The organism is Hymenobacter sp. FMD4 (assembly GCF_058932745.1).
The window spans coordinates 34,787-50,171 of sequence record NZ_JBZYWH010000009.1 but is presented as its reverse complement, the minus strand read 5'-3'; the positions used below and the strand labels follow the sequence as shown (position 1 = coordinate 50,171).

Here is a 15,385-nt window from a genome sequence, read left to right as displayed (position 1 = left end):
TCCAGGTCACCGGGGCAAGTTACGGGCCAAGCCCTGTGGTATAGTTGGCTTGGCCTTACCCACCCGCCTGCTCGGCGGCCGTGGCCATTACCATTTTAATCTTGAGGCGGTTGCCAATCTCCAATACATCTACCAGCTTCTGCACGTTCAATGCTTTGTCGACGCGCAGCACGACGGTGGTCTGATCGGCTTCGGTGGTGCGGCGGCGCAGGGCATCTTCCAGCCCGCCGGCCGCTACCGGCGTGCGGTCTAGGAAGTACTGCCCATCGGCCGTTACCGATACGTTGATCGTCTGCTTCATTACGGCCTTGCCCGAGCGGGCGTTGGGCAGCAGCAGCTTAATCACGTTGGGATTGACCATCGTCGAGACGATCAGGAAGAACAACATCAGGAAGAACATGATGTCGTTCATCGCTCCGGTCTCGACGTGCGAGGCAAGCTTACGACGACGGCTTAAATCCATGGGTGAATGGTTGAAATATCAAATGGTTAAACGGTTGATTGTTCTGCCAGAACGACCAGCCATTTAACCACCCGACCATTTTATCAATTAGTTATCCTGAAGAATGTCCATGAACTCGATGGCCGAGTTTTCCATACGGAACACCAGGCGCTCTACCATGATAGTCAGCCAATGGTAGCCGGTGTGGGCAATGATGCCTACGATCAGACCAGCAGCCGACGTCACCATCTTAGTGTACAGACCGCCCGAAATCTGGGCAATACCGAAGTCACCGGTGGTGCTGATGGCGTAGAAGATTTTGATAACCCCGATGATAGTACCCACGAAGCCGAGCATCGGGGCAATACCGGCGATGATGCCGAGAATGCTGATGTTCTTCTCGAGGCGGGCAATTTCTACTTTGCCTACGTTCTCAACGCTGGTTTCAATCTCTTTCAGCGGCAGGCCGATGCGGCGAATGCCTTTCTCAATCATGCGCGCCAGCGGCGAAGCCGTTTGGGCGGTGAGCATCTTAGCGCCCTGCAGGTCGCCTTTTACCATCAGGTTCCGAATTTGGTTCATGAACCCTTCGGGCAGCGCCGCGGCTTTCCGAATGGTGATGTACCGCTCGATGATGATGTAAATGGAGATGAATGACAGCACAAAAATCGGCAGCATAACCCAGCCTCCTTGGAAGACCAGATCAATAACCGACAAGGAATCAGGTTGGGCTCCGGGAGCGGCAGCGGCGGCCGCATCCGGGTTGGCGGTGGAGTCGGCTGCAGCGGTGGTTATCTGCAGCAGGAAGGGTGAAAACATGTTAATAGTTAAGTACCATGATGTCTTTGCCGTACTGCTGACGCAGGGCGGGCAGGCTTTTGTAGGCCGATGCCTGATCGGTGTAATCGGCGACGGAAAGGCGGAAGTAGCGGCTGCCTTTCACAAGCTTCGTACCCCGGCGGGGCATCAATACCTGGGCCGTTTTGCCCTTGGCAGCCATGTTCTTGCGGGCCTTCTCCACCGAGTTCCAGGTGTTGAAGCTGCCCACCACTACGTAGAAACGATTGGTGCTGCCGGAAATTGTGGTATTGCCGCTGCTAGCCGCCGGTGCCGCTACTGACGCAGTTGCCTTAGCCGGGGTTGCAACCTTCACGGGCGCGGTGGGCTTGGCAGCCTCCGCCGGAGCTGCCACTTCGGCGCTGCTAGCGGCCGGTTCAGTTGCCGGCCATCCGATTTCCGGTTGGGCTTCGGGCGTACCATCCGGCACTGCTGTTTCCGCCCATACGGGCGCGGCCAAGTTAGCGGCCTGTACGACTTTGGCGGGCCCGGGCTCCGGCTTAAAGAAGCTCAGGCGCCACTCGTCCGGCAGGTTTCCCAGCGACAAAGCCGCCTGGTAATTAGCCGCAAACGCTAAGCCTAAAGACAATACCACTAGGCTGGACGTAACCCACCGGCGCACACCGCTCCGTCGTCCGGCCGCCAGTAGTGGCTGAGCAGGCTGGTGGCTTCGCTCGCGGGCCATCAGCGCATCGGTTGCGCGCACGGGGCGCGAAGTCAGCTCGGGCAGGCCGTAGCTGGCGGGTAGCAGGTTTTGCTGGCCAGTGTATTCAAAATCGAGGCCGCTGCCGGGCAGGCGGCGAAACACGCCAATTCCCGGTAGTTCGGTGCGCTGCTGCTCATCAAGCTCCTGTTGCATGCGGACCACGGCATCACGCACTTGCTGGCGGGCCTGCGCGGCCCCCACGGCATTGGTGCGACTGATGGCATCCACCAGCAGGCCGTCGTTGCGGGTCAGGGCCTGGTTGAAAGCCACCCGTTTGGTCGGGGGAGCCAGCGTGTGGCGGACCGGGTGAAGGCGCGCGGGCTCATAATCCGCAATTAGGCCGCCAAAATCCGGGATAATGACACAGTCATGGTCCCGGAGCAGGTGCTGGATGTGGTCAGTTAGCTGCAAAGTGTGGTCAGTTAGCTGCACGAATGCTGGTTGATACTCAATCAGGCTCCTCTATCTGCCACCCGAGCCGCCCAACTCCTTGCTTACACAAGCAGCCGGCGGCTCGGCAACACAGAGGCTATCAGCCGCTTAGAACTGGTAGCCCGCGCCGGCAAGTACGTTGATGCCCTTGGACGGATAGTTCAAGAAACGCTCGTACTTGCGGCCCAGTAGGTTGTTGCCCAAAACAAAGAAAGACAGATTTTCTGAAAAGCGGTAATCGGCGCGCAGGTTCAGGTCGATAACGGCGTCGGTCTGACGGCGTATTTCGTTGAATTGAACGGGCAACGTTGCCGTACGCCGCAGCACTGAACCGTAGCTGGAGCTGAGCACGTACAGCTCGCTGCCTAGCATGAGCTTATCGTTCGTGTTGTACGAAGCAAAGAATACCCCCTGGAAGTTGGGCCGGTGGAAAGGCTCCTGCAGCGTACGCACGTTGTAGCGGTTGTAATCCAGCTTGGCGCCCACGCGTACCCGCTCGGCGGCGTTGTAAATCAGCTCGCCGTGCACGTTCAGGAACTGGGTGGCTTTGCGGTCATACACCAAATCAAACTTCGTGGAGTCGCGGCGCGAGTTGTTATAGAAGTACAGGTTCCGGTCGTTAGCCATGGTCACCTTCACCGAAGCCTGCAAGGCCCGAGCTGGCGCGGCATTGAAGCCGAAGAATACCGTGGGGCCGCGGCGGGTGTCGGCCACGCGCTGCTGGGAGTTTAGCCAGGCGTTTTCCTGGCTTAGCTCATACAGCGACACGCGCTGCATGCCGCCGCCCAGGCCGCCGAACAGCACAAATTTGTCTTCCACCACGGCGTAGCCCACGCGCACGGCCGGAAACACGTTCACCTGCTTGGCCCGGTTGATGGTGTCGCCGGTGTAGCCCAGCGTGGCCCCCACCGATACATCCAGCCGACCGGCAATGTTCTGCTCATAGGCCGCCACCACCTGCACAAACGGCCGGCTCACCGACAGCGCCGAGTCTTTCTGCGAGATAAATGACAGGTCGCCATCCAGCCGTACGCGGCCCTTTTCGGTCACGTAGTAGGCCGTCCGGAGCTGCGCATACGGGTCCGATTCCTTGGCTTGGAAGCGGTCCTGCCAATAGCGGTAGCCCGCGCCGAGGTCGTACTGGAATTTGGCGTTGGTGTCGCGGTTGCGCAGAAACACCTGCGCATCCACGCGGTAGAATACCTGCCGGATGTCGTTTGGGTCGGGCTTGGGCTCTATGTTTGGGCTGTAGCCGTAAAAGTTGGCCCGGTCACGGCCGAAGTTCACCTTCGCCCCGAGCGTCATCGGCCCGTTGTAGGTTTCGCCACGCAGGCCCAGCCGGCTCTGACTCACGGCCGAGTTGCGTCCGTCTACCGGCCCGCGGGCCGACGATAGGTGCCGCAGATCAAGGCCGAACGCGTGGTCCTGGTTGCGGGTGGTGTGCAGGTGCGCTTCGCCAAACAGCGAGGCGTAGTTGCCCACGCCCAGTCGGGCGTAATTGCCCTGCAGCGGCTCCAACTCGTCCTGCTTGATGGTCAGTACCCGTACCGAGGGGTTCAGGTTCTGGCTGGGCAGGCGGAAGTCAGGGAAGGTGTAGCGCACCGTGCGGTCGGCCTGAGCCGGCGCGGCTATCTCCACCTTATCGTAGTTGCGGGAAGCTTCGGGCAATTGGTTTTCCCGCTCCTTTACGATTTCAATTTCCGCTTCTTCAATTCGGCCGGTACGCGGCTTGGGTTTGGTGGGCTGCTGGGCCAAAGTTGGCACGGCGGCGGCGGTCAGCAGGGCCGCTAGGGTAAGGCGTTGGGAAGAACTAACGCTCATGAAAAGCTTGGGCTTGGGAGCTGACGCAGCTTCAGGTATTACTATACCTTGGCCGCATCAGCTCATTCAAGTTCAACTGATTATTTTCTAAACGACACGATTATTCCTCCTCCGACGCCGGAGCATCCTGCGTCGGAGCCGCCGTATCGGTATTGGTGGTATCGGAAGCCGGCACCAACGACTGCCGGGCGTTCTTGCCTGCGGCCGCCTTGACCGGCGCTTTGGCCCCGGGCTTGGTAGTGGTAGGCTTGGTGGTGCCTTTGCCGCTGCCCGCGGGCTGCGTGCCTGCGCCTTCCAAGGCCGCCAAGCGCTGCTTAGCGGCTTCCACCACTTCCGCCACCGGGAATTTGTTGTCGATGATGGAGTTCAGCGTGGCGCGGGCCTGGAAGGTTTCGCCCTGGTCCTTGTAGATGTCGGCGATGAGCAGAAAGGCGCGGCCTAGCCAGAGGTCAAACTGGTTGAAGCTGGAGTTGACTCTAAAGGCTGCGTCCAGTGCCGGTTCGTACTTCTTCTGCTGGTACAGCGCGTCGGCCAGCAAGTATTGGGCTTCGGCCCCGCTTACGTCGGTAGCCTTGGCCGCTTCTGCCAGGCTGGTTACGGCTTGGTCAAGGTTGCCGGCCTTGTGGTCGGCCTTACCGATGTACAGGCGGGCGGCGCTGATGATGGTGGGCGTAGCACTGCCTTCGGCGATGATTTCGCCGGCTACCCGCTTAGTGCCGGCAAAGTCGCCGGCCTCGTAGTAGCTGCGCGTCAGGCCCAGGCCAGCCGTGGCCCGCTCCCGGGCTACACGGGTGCTCTGCCGCAGCCGCTCGTAGTACTTGGCCGCCTCGGGGTAATTTTTGTTTTCGAACTCCAGCTCGGCCACGCGGGCCACTGCGCGGTTCACGAATTCGCTTTTGCCTTCGTCAACCACAGCGCGCAGGCGCGGCAGTGCTTCCTGCTTCTTACCCGTTTTCAAGTACGAATCGGCCAGGAAGAAGCGCGCATCTGCTGACAAGGCGCTGGTGTTATACTGCTTCAGGTAAGCCTCCAGACGGGGCAAGGCCTGCGCGTACTTCTCGGCCAGGTACAGCGACTTTGCGGCCTCAAATTCCACGTTCTCCACCGACTTGTCGTCGGGGTTGGTGGCTTTGAACTGCGCCAGGGCCTGATCGAATTCCTCGGTGCGGCCCAGAGCCGTGAGACTTTCCTGCAGGCTGTAAATAGCGTTGGAAGCCGACTTCGTGCGCGGGAACTGCTGCAGCACCTGCTTGAAATCGGTCACCGCTTTGTCGTGCTGCTGCAGGTTCTGGTAGGCCGTGCCGCGCTTGAGCAGGGCCTGCGGAATCAGCGGGGAGTTCGGGCGGTTGTTGATCAGGCGGGTAAAGCCTTCCACAGCCGGCTGAAAGTTTCCGCCCTCGTAGTCGAGCTGCGCCTGCTGGTACACGGCGTCATCAGCGTAGCGCGAGCTGGGCGAGGTGCGGATCAGCGTCTGCAGGGTTTTGGCGGCCTCGTCGCGGCGGCCCGACTGGCTTTGGGCTAGGCTCTTCTGGTAGTAAGCAAAGTCCTTGTCGGCTGCATTGGCCTGAATGACTTTGTCGTACAGTTCAATGGCCTGATTGTAGTTTTTGGCCACGTAGTACGTGTCGGCCAGGCGCAGCGTCACGTCGTAGTAATTCGGGTCGTTGGCGGGCTTAGCGGCGCCGTCGGCCAGATACTGCTGGAAGTACGGCCGGGCTTGGTCGTACTTCTTCGTGTTGTAGTACGCGTAGCCGAGGCCGTAACGGGCTTTCTGGTCGTAGTCGGACTTGGCGGCGGCGCCCGAGCGCGTGGTGCGCAGCGCGGCGGTGTAGCTCTGAATGGCCGGGTTGTACTCCTGCCCGATGCTGTATACCTCGCCGCGCAGCACTTCGGCAGCGGCGCGCAGCGTTTCGTCCTGCGGGTACTTCAAGCTTTTGTCCAGCAACGGCAGGGCTTGCTGGTACTGGCCGTTGTTGTAAAGCGTGGCGGCCTGGTAGTAGGCCACGCGCTGGTAGGTGGCATTCAGCTTGGGTGTGCGCTCGTCGAGGCCGTCGAGGTAGCGCAGGGCGCGGGCGTAGTCGGTGCTACCCAAGTAGGCATCGGAGAGCAGGTCGTCGGCAATGGCGCGGTTCTTCGAGCGCGGGTACTTCTTGCCGAAGTCTTCCAGGGCCGTCACGGCTTCGGCCGTATTGCCCAGCTCGTAGCTTACCTGCGCGTACTTGAGTGCTGCACTCTCTGCTACCTGTTTGTCGAAGGTGGCCTTACGAGCCGCGTCAAAAGAGTTTAGGGCTTGCTGCTTGGCGTTGGTTTGCAGGTAGCTCAGGCCAAGGTGATAGGCCGCATTCTGGCCCAGCGAGTCTCGACCCGCTGCAATGTTCTTAAACGAGCCGATGGCGCCCTTAAAGTCGCCCTGCTTGAAGTTGGCGTAGCCGATTTTGTACTGCACCAGCGGGTCGATTTTCTTCCGGCCGGCAGCGTACTTATCGAAGTACTCCGCCGATTTGGCCCAGTCCCCTTTCTGGTAAAAGGCGTCGCCTACGAGCAGCTGAATCTCGTCGGCCGACTGCGGCGGGGGCGTCTGGGCCAGCACCTTGGTGCCGTACTCGATGAGCCCGTTGGTGTTACCTTCCTTGTAGTAAATCTGGCTCATGATGGCCGGCACTACGGGGCGGTAGGCGTCGTTTTGCTCGGCCACGCTCAGGTCCTGCCGGGCCGCAGCGTAGTTGCCGTCGCGATACGCCAGGTAGCCGGCGTAGTACGAGGAGGCGTAGCGGTACTGGTGGTTGCCCTGCTTGTTGCGGTCGAAGATGATCCTAGCCTTGTCGAATTCCTTCAGCGAAAAGTGGCTGTAGGCCTGTTTGAACTCCGTCTCAGCGCGCTGATCGGCCGTCAGGTTATCGGGCGCCACGCGAGCGAAGTACTCCACGGCCCGCTTGTGGTCCTTTTTGGCGAAGTAGAACTTGCCGAGCTCGAAGTACGCCGACGCGGCGCGCGGGTGGGCCGGGTTGTTGCCGGCGAAGGCCAGGATGCGGCTTTCCGAATCAGGATGCAGCAGGTACAGCCCGCTTACGGCGTAGTAGTACTCGGCGTCGGCGGTTCGGTCGCGCAGGTCGCCGGTGCGGCGGGGCGTGGCTTCGAGGTACTGCTGAAAGGCCGTTTGGGCAGCACCGTACTGGGCGCGGTCAAACAGCTCTAAGCCCTCAAAGTAGAAACGTTCTTCGTTGGTAAACTTCTGGGTGTGCTGGGCCTGCAAGGCCAGCGGCGTCGCGGCGCTGAGCGAAGCCGCCAGCGCCAGGCGGGGAAATAACTTCATTGGCGGAGCGTAGCGAGAAGGCGGGCGCACCGGCCCGATTAGCTCAAAAGTAGGGAAAAATGCCCGCGGGTTGCGGCCGGGCGGCGTCTTTCAACGCTGAATAGGCAGAAAGTGATACAAGCGGGCCCGCCGAACCTTTAATCCGAACCTCATCCGTTCGTACCAATGACGACATCAGCCTGCTCCCGGCACCACCCAGCTCCCCTGTCTCCGGTGTCAGTCCACCCTTACGCAGTTCCCGGGTCGCCGGCTTTGATACGGGCATCGAAGCCAAACTCCTCCCGCGCCACGATGCGGATGCGCTTGAAGTCGGGGTGGCGGCTGTGCAGGATGTAGTTACTCTCCTGCGATACGATGGACGACGGCACCCGCAGCACGGCCGAGCGCCGGGCCTCGTACCAGGCGCTGCCCAGGGGCTGACACACGGCGTAGCGGCTGGCCTTTTCCCAGCCAGCCGGCAGGTCGCTCAGCTTGATTTCCTCCACCAGCAGGTCGTCGGGTACATCGATGACGAGCACTCGAAACTGGTCGTTTAGACCTTCGCCGCTCCGGTGCACCACGTTTTCGAGGCAGGCCAGCGCCCGGCTAGCGGCCGTGTAGATGACGAATTGATCCTTATAATTCCACCGCGCCCGGTAGCCCGAGGCAAACAGATCATCGGCGTACTTGGCCAGGCAGATACGGTATACCAGCATGGGCGGCTACGACAAGTCGCCGTGGGCAATGCGCTGCAGCTCCTCGGCCACCAGATCGATGCCGCCACTGGTTTCGAGCAGACGCAGGGGCACCTCCTGGTCGAGGCCGTGAGCGGGCTTGTCGAGCCAGCGCAGAAAGGCGGCGGCTTCGCCGAACACCTCCACGCCGAGGTTATAGAGGGCAATGATTTTAAGTGTCTTCTCGCTGGAGGCGGCGCTGAGCGGCTTTTTCTCCTGCGAGTAGTTGCGAAGCGTTTTGGTCGACAGCTCGTAAATGGCTTCCAACTCGTGGGCTTGCAGTTGAAAAGCCTCGGCTACTTCGAAAGCCGTGGCAGCGGGCACACCCTTGCGGGCTTCCAATACCAAGGCAAAAGAATCGCGCCCGGCGAGGCCCCAGGCCGCCCATTTCTTGCGCAGCGCCACAGGCAGGGCCGCCGGGTCTTTGTGTTTGGTGCTAGTGGCTGTCATAGGTGTGGGTGTTAGCGGGTCGAACTTATGGAAATTTTTCCTTGTAACGAGGAAATTTTTCTTTTGGGTTCCAAGCGCCTCTTCACACCATTGCCTTGATGCCCTCTTAATGGCCCGAAAACCGGAATTCAGCTGGAGTCAGGCCCGTTTTGCTTTTGAATAAGCGGTTGAAATACTGCGGGTATTCGAAGCCCAGCTGAAAGGCCGTTTCGTTGATCGACAGCGAAGTGGTCAGCAGCAGGCGCTTGGCTTTTTCGATCAGGCAGAGGTGAATGTGCTGCTGCGTATTCTGCCCCGTGAGCGTGCGCAACAGGTCGCTCAGGTAAGCTGGCGACACGTGCAATTCGTCGGCGAAGTATTGCACCGTGGGCAAGGGCTGCTCGCCATCGTGAGTAAAATAAGCTGTCAGTAGCTCCTCGAAACGGCTCAGCAGGTCGTGCGTGGCCGGGCGGCGCGTGAGGAACTGCCGGTGGTAAAAGCGGTTGGCGTAGCTGAGCAGCAACTCTAGCTGCGACACCAGCACGTCGTGACTGAAGCCATCGATAGTTTGTTCATGCTCGCGGCGGATGCTGTCGACCAACGCGGCCAGTGTTTTTTCTTCACTGTCCGAGAGATGCAGCGCCTCGTTTACTTGGTACGAAAAGAATCCGTAGCCCGCTATTTTTTTGCCCAAGGGGTACTTGTTCAGCAAGTCGGGCGCAAAAACCAACATCCAGCCGCTTATCTCGGAAATATCAATCGGCTCACTGGCGTCGCAGCGCTGGCCAGGAGCGTAAAATGCCAGTACTCCTTGGCTGAAATCGTAGGACCGGTGCCCGTACCGCAGTAAGCCCTTCAAGTTTTTCTTCAGCGAAATAATGTACAGCTGCCGCAGCGTAGCGCCTGCCGGCGGGGTTAGCTCCCGGGCTTTCTCCAAGTCAATAACCGCAAGGAGCGGGTGTGCGGGCGGCGGGAATCCGAAATGTTGAGTGAAATCCGAAACCGTATTCAGCACCCGAAATTCTTGGGCAGGCTGTTTCATAACACAGAGCAACAAACTATTCAACGAAATAAACCGTCCGGAGCGGGCAGGCCATGCGGCGTTCCCGCTCCGGATATGGTCCTACGAACTGCCTACAAGCTTTCAGGGTAAGCGGCACCTGCGGTACTACCAACCGGCATGATGGCATCCAGTTCAGCCAGTTCCTCCGCCGACAGCGTCAGGTCGGCAGCAGCCACGTTCTGTTCCAGGTAGCTGCGGCGCTTGGTGCCGGGAATGGCTACTACGCCCTGCGCCAGCACCCAAGCCAGGGCCAGTTGCGCGGCTGTTACGCCCTTGGCGGTGGCCAACGCCTGCAGCTTCTCCACGAGAACGATGTTTTTGTAGAAATTCTCGCCTTGATAACGCGGGAAGAAGCGGCGCGAATCGTTGGGCTCGAAATCATCCGGCGTTTTGATATCGCCCGATAAAAAGCCGCGCCCCAACGGCGAGTAGGCGACAAAGCCAATGCCCAGTTGCTGTGCGGCCAGCAGAACTCCCTCTTCTTCCACGTGGCGGTCAAACAGTGAGTATTCCGTTTGTAGGGCCGTAATCGGGTGGACTGCGTGCCCACGGTGCAGCAGCTCAGCCGACACTTCCGATAGGCCTAGGCAACGCACCTTGCCTTCTTTCACCAGCTCGGCCATGGCACCCACGCTTTCCTCGATGGGCACATCCGGGTCGACGCGGTGCAGGTAGTAAAGGTCAACGTAATCGGTTTTCAGATTGCGCAGGGAGCGTTCAATCGACTTGCGCACATATTCGGGCCGGCCGTTATACTTGCCGGTCCAGTTCTCGTTATCGTCGATTTCGAAACCGAATTTGGTGGCGAGGATAACCTCCTGCCGACGGCCCTTAATGGCTTGGCCGACCAGTCGCTCGTTGAGCATGGGGCCGTACAGATCGGCCGTATCGAGCAAATTAATGCCTAGCTCCAGGGCCCGATGCAGAGTGGCCAGACTCTCAGCTTCGTCGGCCGCGCCGTACACGCTCATGCCGTTGATGCCACCGGTCATGCCCATGCAGCCCAGACCTTCTACGGGTACTTCCAGGCCTTGCTTGCCCAAGGCAATGCGTTTGATTGTGCTCATGCAGTGCTGTAAGGAAATGGTGTTGAAAATTTTTCCTTACAAAGGTCCAAGCACCTTGCCGGGCTGGCATTATACAAACCGGCGCTTCTGCAACACAAAACGCCGCTCCGACCTACCCCAGCACCGCCACCGGCACCTGCGGGTGCAGTATCATAAACACCAGTTCCTGCAGGATATCCGCCTCCGACATCGAACCCGACTCCACGCCCTTGCTCTGCAGATCGGCCCGACGAATCAGGCGAATGATGTCGCGCACGCGCTGGTACGGAAACACCTTAAGGGCCTGCTGGTACTCCTTCTGGGCGAAGCTGTTGGCCACCCCGATCTTCTTCCAGTCGGCCGGCGAAGGATTTGGGATAGTGTGCAGCTGCAACAGGCGCAGGAAGAAGTTGAAGAGTAGGGTCAGATTGGGGATAAGCGGGTTGTCCTTGGGGTTCAGCGCAAAGTGCTGAATGATGCGGTTGGCCTTGAGCACATCGCGCATAATCAGCGCCTTCTGCAGCTCGAAGATGTTGTAGTCCTTGCTGATGCCCACCATGCGCTGCACCGTGGCCGCGTCGATGGGCTGGCCCGGCTGCAGGTTCAGCTCGATCTTCTGAATTTCGCCCAGCAGACGGCCCAGGTCGGCGCCGATGTACTCGCTGAGCAGCTGCACGGCCTCGTCGTGAATGGGGCGCTGGCGGCTTTTCATCGTGGCCTGCAGCCACTGCGGCACCTGGTAGTCGCGCAGCTTATCGGAGGTGAGCAGCGTGGCGTGCTCGGTCATGAGTTTGCCGAGCTTTTTGCGGCCATCGAGGCACTTGTGCTTGTGCGCGAAGACGAGCACCGTGCTTGGCAGCGGATTTTTCAGGTAGGCTTCCAGCATGGTCTGGCCGGCCTCTCCTTCTAGCCCCGGCAGGTTCTGGGCTTCCTTCACAATAACGACGGTACGCTCGGCCATCATCGGAAAGCGCCGCGCCTGGCCTAGCACCGTCGGAATGTCGGAGTCCTTGCCGTAGAGCACCACTTGGTTGAAGCCCTTGTCAGCCTCGCTGAGCGCGTTTTTCTCTATAAAGTCCGACACCAGGTCGATATAGTACGGCTCCTCCCCTTGCAGAAAATACACCGGTGCAAACTGCCGCTTTTGCAGCTGCTGCATGATCTGATCGGCGCTAAGTGCGGGCATGAAAAGTTAGGCTAAAGGTTGAAGCAAGATGCTACCCCGCCGATGAGGCGGCAGCAACATTTGCAAAGGTAACGCAGGCCTGTACCTTTCGTGGCACATTTCACGCTGCGCTATGCTCGTTTCGGCCCCTGTTCTGACCACCCGCACCATGCGGGTAAGTCTCTGGCTTTTTGTGCTGGCTACCGGCAAGTTTCTGCTACAGTTGCTGCTCTCGGGCCGCTACGGCCTGCACCGCGACGAGTACCTCTACCTCGATATGGGCCACCACTTGGCTTGGGGCTACAAGGAAATTCCGCCGCTGCTGGCGCCCTTTGCGTGGCTAGCGCAGGCGGGACTGGGGCACAACGTATGGGCGGTAAAATTCTTCCCGGCTCTCTTCGGCGGGGTCACGGTGTTGCTGGCCGGCCTGATAGCCCGCGAAGCTGGCGGAGGCCGCTGGGCGCAGCTAGCCACTGGGCTGGCCGTGGCGCTGTCGCCGGTGTACTTGGCCATGCACGGGCTGTTTCAGCCCAACTTTCTGGATGTGTTTTTCTGGACGCTGTACGGCTTCCTGATTGTTCGCTTCGTGCGCCGCCACGAGCCGCTGCTGCTGCTCTGGCTGGGCTTGGCCGTTGGGTTGGGGCTGCTGGCGAAGTACACCACGGCGTTTTACGTAGCGGCCCTGTTGCTAGCCTTGCTGCTCACGCCGGCCGAACGTCCTTGGCTGGCTACGCGCTGGTTTTGGCTAGCCGTGGGCTTGGCCGGGTTAGTTTTTCTCCCGAACCTCATCTGGCAGGCCACGCACCACTGGCCGGTGCTGGGTCACATGAACAAGCTGCAGGAAACCCAGCTCACGCACGTTTCGCCGGTTGACTTTCTGGTCGAGCAGCTGCTCATGACACTGACCGGCGCGGTGCTGTGGCTGGCCGGGCTGTGGTTCGGCTTCACCCGTGCGGGCCGCCCTTACCGGCCGCTGGCTTTGGCCTATTTAGTTGTTATCGGCTTGCTCTTGCTTAGCCGGGGCAAAAACTACTACGCCGCCGCCGTGTACCCGCCGCTGATGGCGCTGGGTGCGGTGTCTCTCGAACAGAAAAGCCGCCCGGCGCTGGTCGGTGCATTGGTCGCAGGCGTGCTACTGTCGGCTCCCATCATACCGGCCATTTTGCCCGTGTTTTCCATTGAAGGCCTGAGCAACTATATAAACAAGGTATCATTTCTGCGGGCCCTTACCCGCTGGGAAGACGGACGGCAGCACAGCCTTCCGCAGGATGTGGCCGACATGCACGGCTGGAACGAATACGCGCCGCTGGTGCAGCAGGCGCTGCAGCGCCTTACGCCCGCAGAACGCGCCCACTGCATCATCTACGGCGACAACTACGGCCAGGCTGGCGCCATGAACTGGCACGGCCCAGCGCTGGGCTTGCCACGCTGCTACACCCTCAACGGCTCCAATTCTTACTGGATGCCCGCACCCGACAACGTTAGTGCCTTCATCTACCTCAACGAAGGAGACGGTCCCAAAGACCTGCAGCAAGCTTTCGGCAGGATGGAAATCGTTGGACGGGTGCAGAGCCCATACGCCCGCATTCGGGGCAGCGAAGTGCTGCTCTTCCGCCAGCCCAAGGACGACTTGCGGCCCTTCGTCAGAAAGCGCATACGTGAAGCTCAGCAAGGCTTTGAATGATGCAGCAGCGTTTAGCCCACGTTTGACCAAACACTTCCGACCAGCCATTTGCCTGCTACCCAGCCCCCGAATGCGGACTGAAGCCTACGTTACATGGCTCGGCCGTTTTGCTGCTTACCTTTGCAGCATCTTGAGACTTTTCGTTTGTGGTTCGCCGCTAGCAGCTACTCGCAGCAGCACAGCTAGCCGAGAATGGACCTAAAAAACGAGAAGCCGACAACGAAAACGACTAACCTAATGTCCTTGATTGAAGAACTGCGCTGGCGCGGCATGTTTCACGACATGATGCCAGGCACCGACGAGCACCTGCAGAACAACGCGCCCATCACCGGCTACATCGGCTTCGACCCCACGGCGTCTTCCCTGCACATCGGTAACCTGGCCACCATCATGCTGCTGGTGCACCTGCAGCGCGCCGGCCACCGCCCCGTAGCCCTGGTAGGTGGCGCCACCGGCATGATCGGCGACCCCTCAGGCAAGTCGGCCGAGCGCAACCTGCTCGATGAAGACGCGCTGCGCCGCAACCAGGCCGGCATCAAGGCCCAGTTGGAGAAGTTTCTGGACTTCTCGGAAGGCCCCACCGGTGCCTTGGTGGTCAACAACTACGAATGGTTCAAGGACTTCGGCTTTCTGCAGTTCCTGCGCGAGGTGGGCAAGCACCTTACCGTCAATTACATGATGGCCAAGGACTCGGTAAAGCGCCGTATCAGCGGCAACGAGGAAAGTGGCGCCGAAGGCCTGAGCTACACTGAATTCACCTACCAGCTGCTGCAGGGCTACGACTTCTACCACCTCTACAAAACCCTCGGCATTACGCTGCAGATGGGTGCTTCTGACCAGTGGGGCAACATCACCACCGGCACCGAGCTTATCCGTCGCATGAGCGGCGGCGAGGGCAAGGCCTACGCCCTCACCGGTCAGCTCATCACCAAAGCCGACGGCACGAAATACGGCAAGAGCGAAACCGGCACCGTGTGGCTTGATGCCTCCATGACCTCGCCCTACCAGTTCTACCAGTTCTTCCTGAACGCCGCCGATGCCGACGTGCCGCGCCTCATCCGCGTGTTCACGCTGCTCAGCCAAGAAGAAATCGAAGCCCTGGAAGCCGAGCACGCCCAGGCCCCGCACCTGCGCACTCTGCAGAAAGCCTTGGCCAAGGACGTAACCATACGCGTGCACGGCGAGGCAGCCTTCGAAGGCGCCCTGGCAGCCTCGCAGGTGCTTTTCGGGGGCGGCGACCTGGCCAGCCTCGACGAAGCCACTTTGCTCGATGTGTTTGCCGGCGTTCCTCATGTTGAGGTGCCGCGCACGGCACTGGCCGAGCAAGGTGTCATCAGCTTGCTGAGCGAAACCACCGGCAACGTCATCTTCCCCTCCAAAGGCGAAGCCCGCAAGATGATTCAGGGCGGCGGCGTGAGCCTGAACCGCGAAAAAACCACTGCGGAACAACAAGCTACCGACGTGCCGCTGCTGCTGAACAAGTACATCGTGGCGCAGAAGGGCAAGAAGAACTACTACTTGCTGAAGGTAGTCGACTAGCTTGACACGCCCCTGCTTAAAGTATGTCATCCTGACGAAGGAAGGACCTTATCACGCTAAAACGAGTTATTAGACTTTCGTTCAGACGTGATGAGGCCCTTCTTTGGTCAGGATGACAGGCCGGATGCTAAAGCATGAAAAACAACGGTTCACGCCGTAAACAAAAAGGCCCCGCCAGTTGGCGGGGCCTTTTTG

The 15,385-nt window shown here is 60.0% G+C and carries 12 protein-coding genes; 2 read left to right on the top strand and 10 right to left on the bottom strand.

What is annotated here, in order from left to right; all coding sequences use genetic code 11:
* Positions 1–55: 55 nt before the first annotated feature.
* From AC5FXY_RS10650 to holA, 10 genes are all read right to left on the bottom strand, one after another.
* Positions 56–463 (bottom strand): ExbD/TolR family protein, encoded by a 408-nt coding sequence (locus AC5FXY_RS10650; RefSeq protein ID WP_493556650.1) that lies wholly within the window; start codon positions 461–463, stop codon positions 56–58.
* Between the two features lie 87 nt (positions 464–550).
* Positions 551–1,261: a MotA/TolQ/ExbB proton channel family protein gene (locus tag AC5FXY_RS10645; RefSeq protein WP_493556649.1), complete on the bottom strand. Its 711-nt coding sequence runs from the start codon at positions 1,259–1,261 to the stop codon at positions 551–553.
* Between the two features lies 1 nt (position 1,262).
* Positions 1,263–2,396, bottom strand: a complete 1,134-nt coding sequence (locus tag AC5FXY_RS10640) for an HU domain-containing protein (RefSeq protein WP_493556648.1) — start codon at positions 2,394–2,396, stop codon at positions 1,263–1,265.
* 129 nt (positions 2,397–2,525) lie between these two features.
* Positions 2,526–4,238 (bottom strand): TonB-dependent receptor, encoded by a 1,713-nt coding sequence (locus AC5FXY_RS10635; protein ID WP_493556647.1) that lies wholly within the window; start codon positions 4,236–4,238, stop codon positions 2,526–2,528.
* Between the two features lie 100 nt (positions 4,239–4,338).
* On the bottom strand, positions 4,339–7,551 hold the full coding sequence (locus AC5FXY_RS10630) for a tetratricopeptide repeat protein (protein WP_493556646.1): 3,213 nt from the start codon (positions 7,549–7,551) through the stop codon (positions 4,339–4,341).
* A 227-nt stretch (positions 7,552–7,778) separates the two neighbouring features.
* Positions 7,779–8,246, bottom strand: a complete 468-nt coding sequence (locus tag AC5FXY_RS10625) for an RES family NAD+ phosphorylase (RefSeq protein WP_493556645.1) — start codon at positions 8,244–8,246, stop codon at positions 7,779–7,781.
* A 6-nt stretch (positions 8,247–8,252) separates the two neighbouring features.
* The gene (locus tag AC5FXY_RS10620; protein ID WP_493556644.1) at positions 8,253–8,714 is read right to left on the bottom strand and encodes an Xre family toxin-antitoxin system antitoxin; all 462 of its coding nucleotides are present in this window, start codon (positions 8,712–8,714) and stop codon (positions 8,253–8,255) included.
* Between the two features lie 106 nt (positions 8,715–8,820).
* Positions 8,821–9,735 carry a helix-turn-helix domain-containing protein gene (locus AC5FXY_RS10615; protein ID WP_493556643.1) on the bottom strand — a complete coding sequence of 305 codons (915 nt, stop codon included), beginning with the start codon at positions 9,733–9,735 and terminating at the stop codon, positions 8,821–8,823.
* Between the two features lie 92 nt (positions 9,736–9,827).
* Positions 9,828–10,823, bottom strand: a complete 996-nt coding sequence (locus AC5FXY_RS10610) for an aldo/keto reductase (protein ID WP_493556642.1) — start codon at positions 10,821–10,823, stop codon at positions 9,828–9,830.
* A gap of 112 nt (positions 10,824–10,935) precedes the next feature.
* On the bottom strand, positions 10,936–11,988 hold the full coding sequence (gene holA / locus AC5FXY_RS10605) for a DNA polymerase III subunit delta (protein ID WP_493556641.1): 1,053 nt from the start codon (positions 11,986–11,988) through the stop codon (positions 10,936–10,938).
* A gap of 112 nt (positions 11,989–12,100) precedes the next feature.
* Here holA and AC5FXY_RS10600 point away from each other — a divergent pair, with 112 nt between their 5' ends.
* On the top strand, positions 12,101–13,651 hold the full coding sequence (locus AC5FXY_RS10600) for a glycosyltransferase family 39 protein (RefSeq protein WP_493556640.1): 1,551 nt from the start codon (positions 12,101–12,103) through the stop codon (positions 13,649–13,651).
* Positions 13,652–13,888: 237 nt separating this feature from the next.
* Positions 13,889–15,190: a tyrosine--tRNA ligase gene (tyrS, locus tag AC5FXY_RS10595; RefSeq protein WP_493556639.1), complete on the top strand. Its 1,302-nt coding sequence runs from the start codon at positions 13,889–13,891 to the stop codon at positions 15,188–15,190.
* Positions 15,191–15,385: the final 195 nt, after the last annotated feature.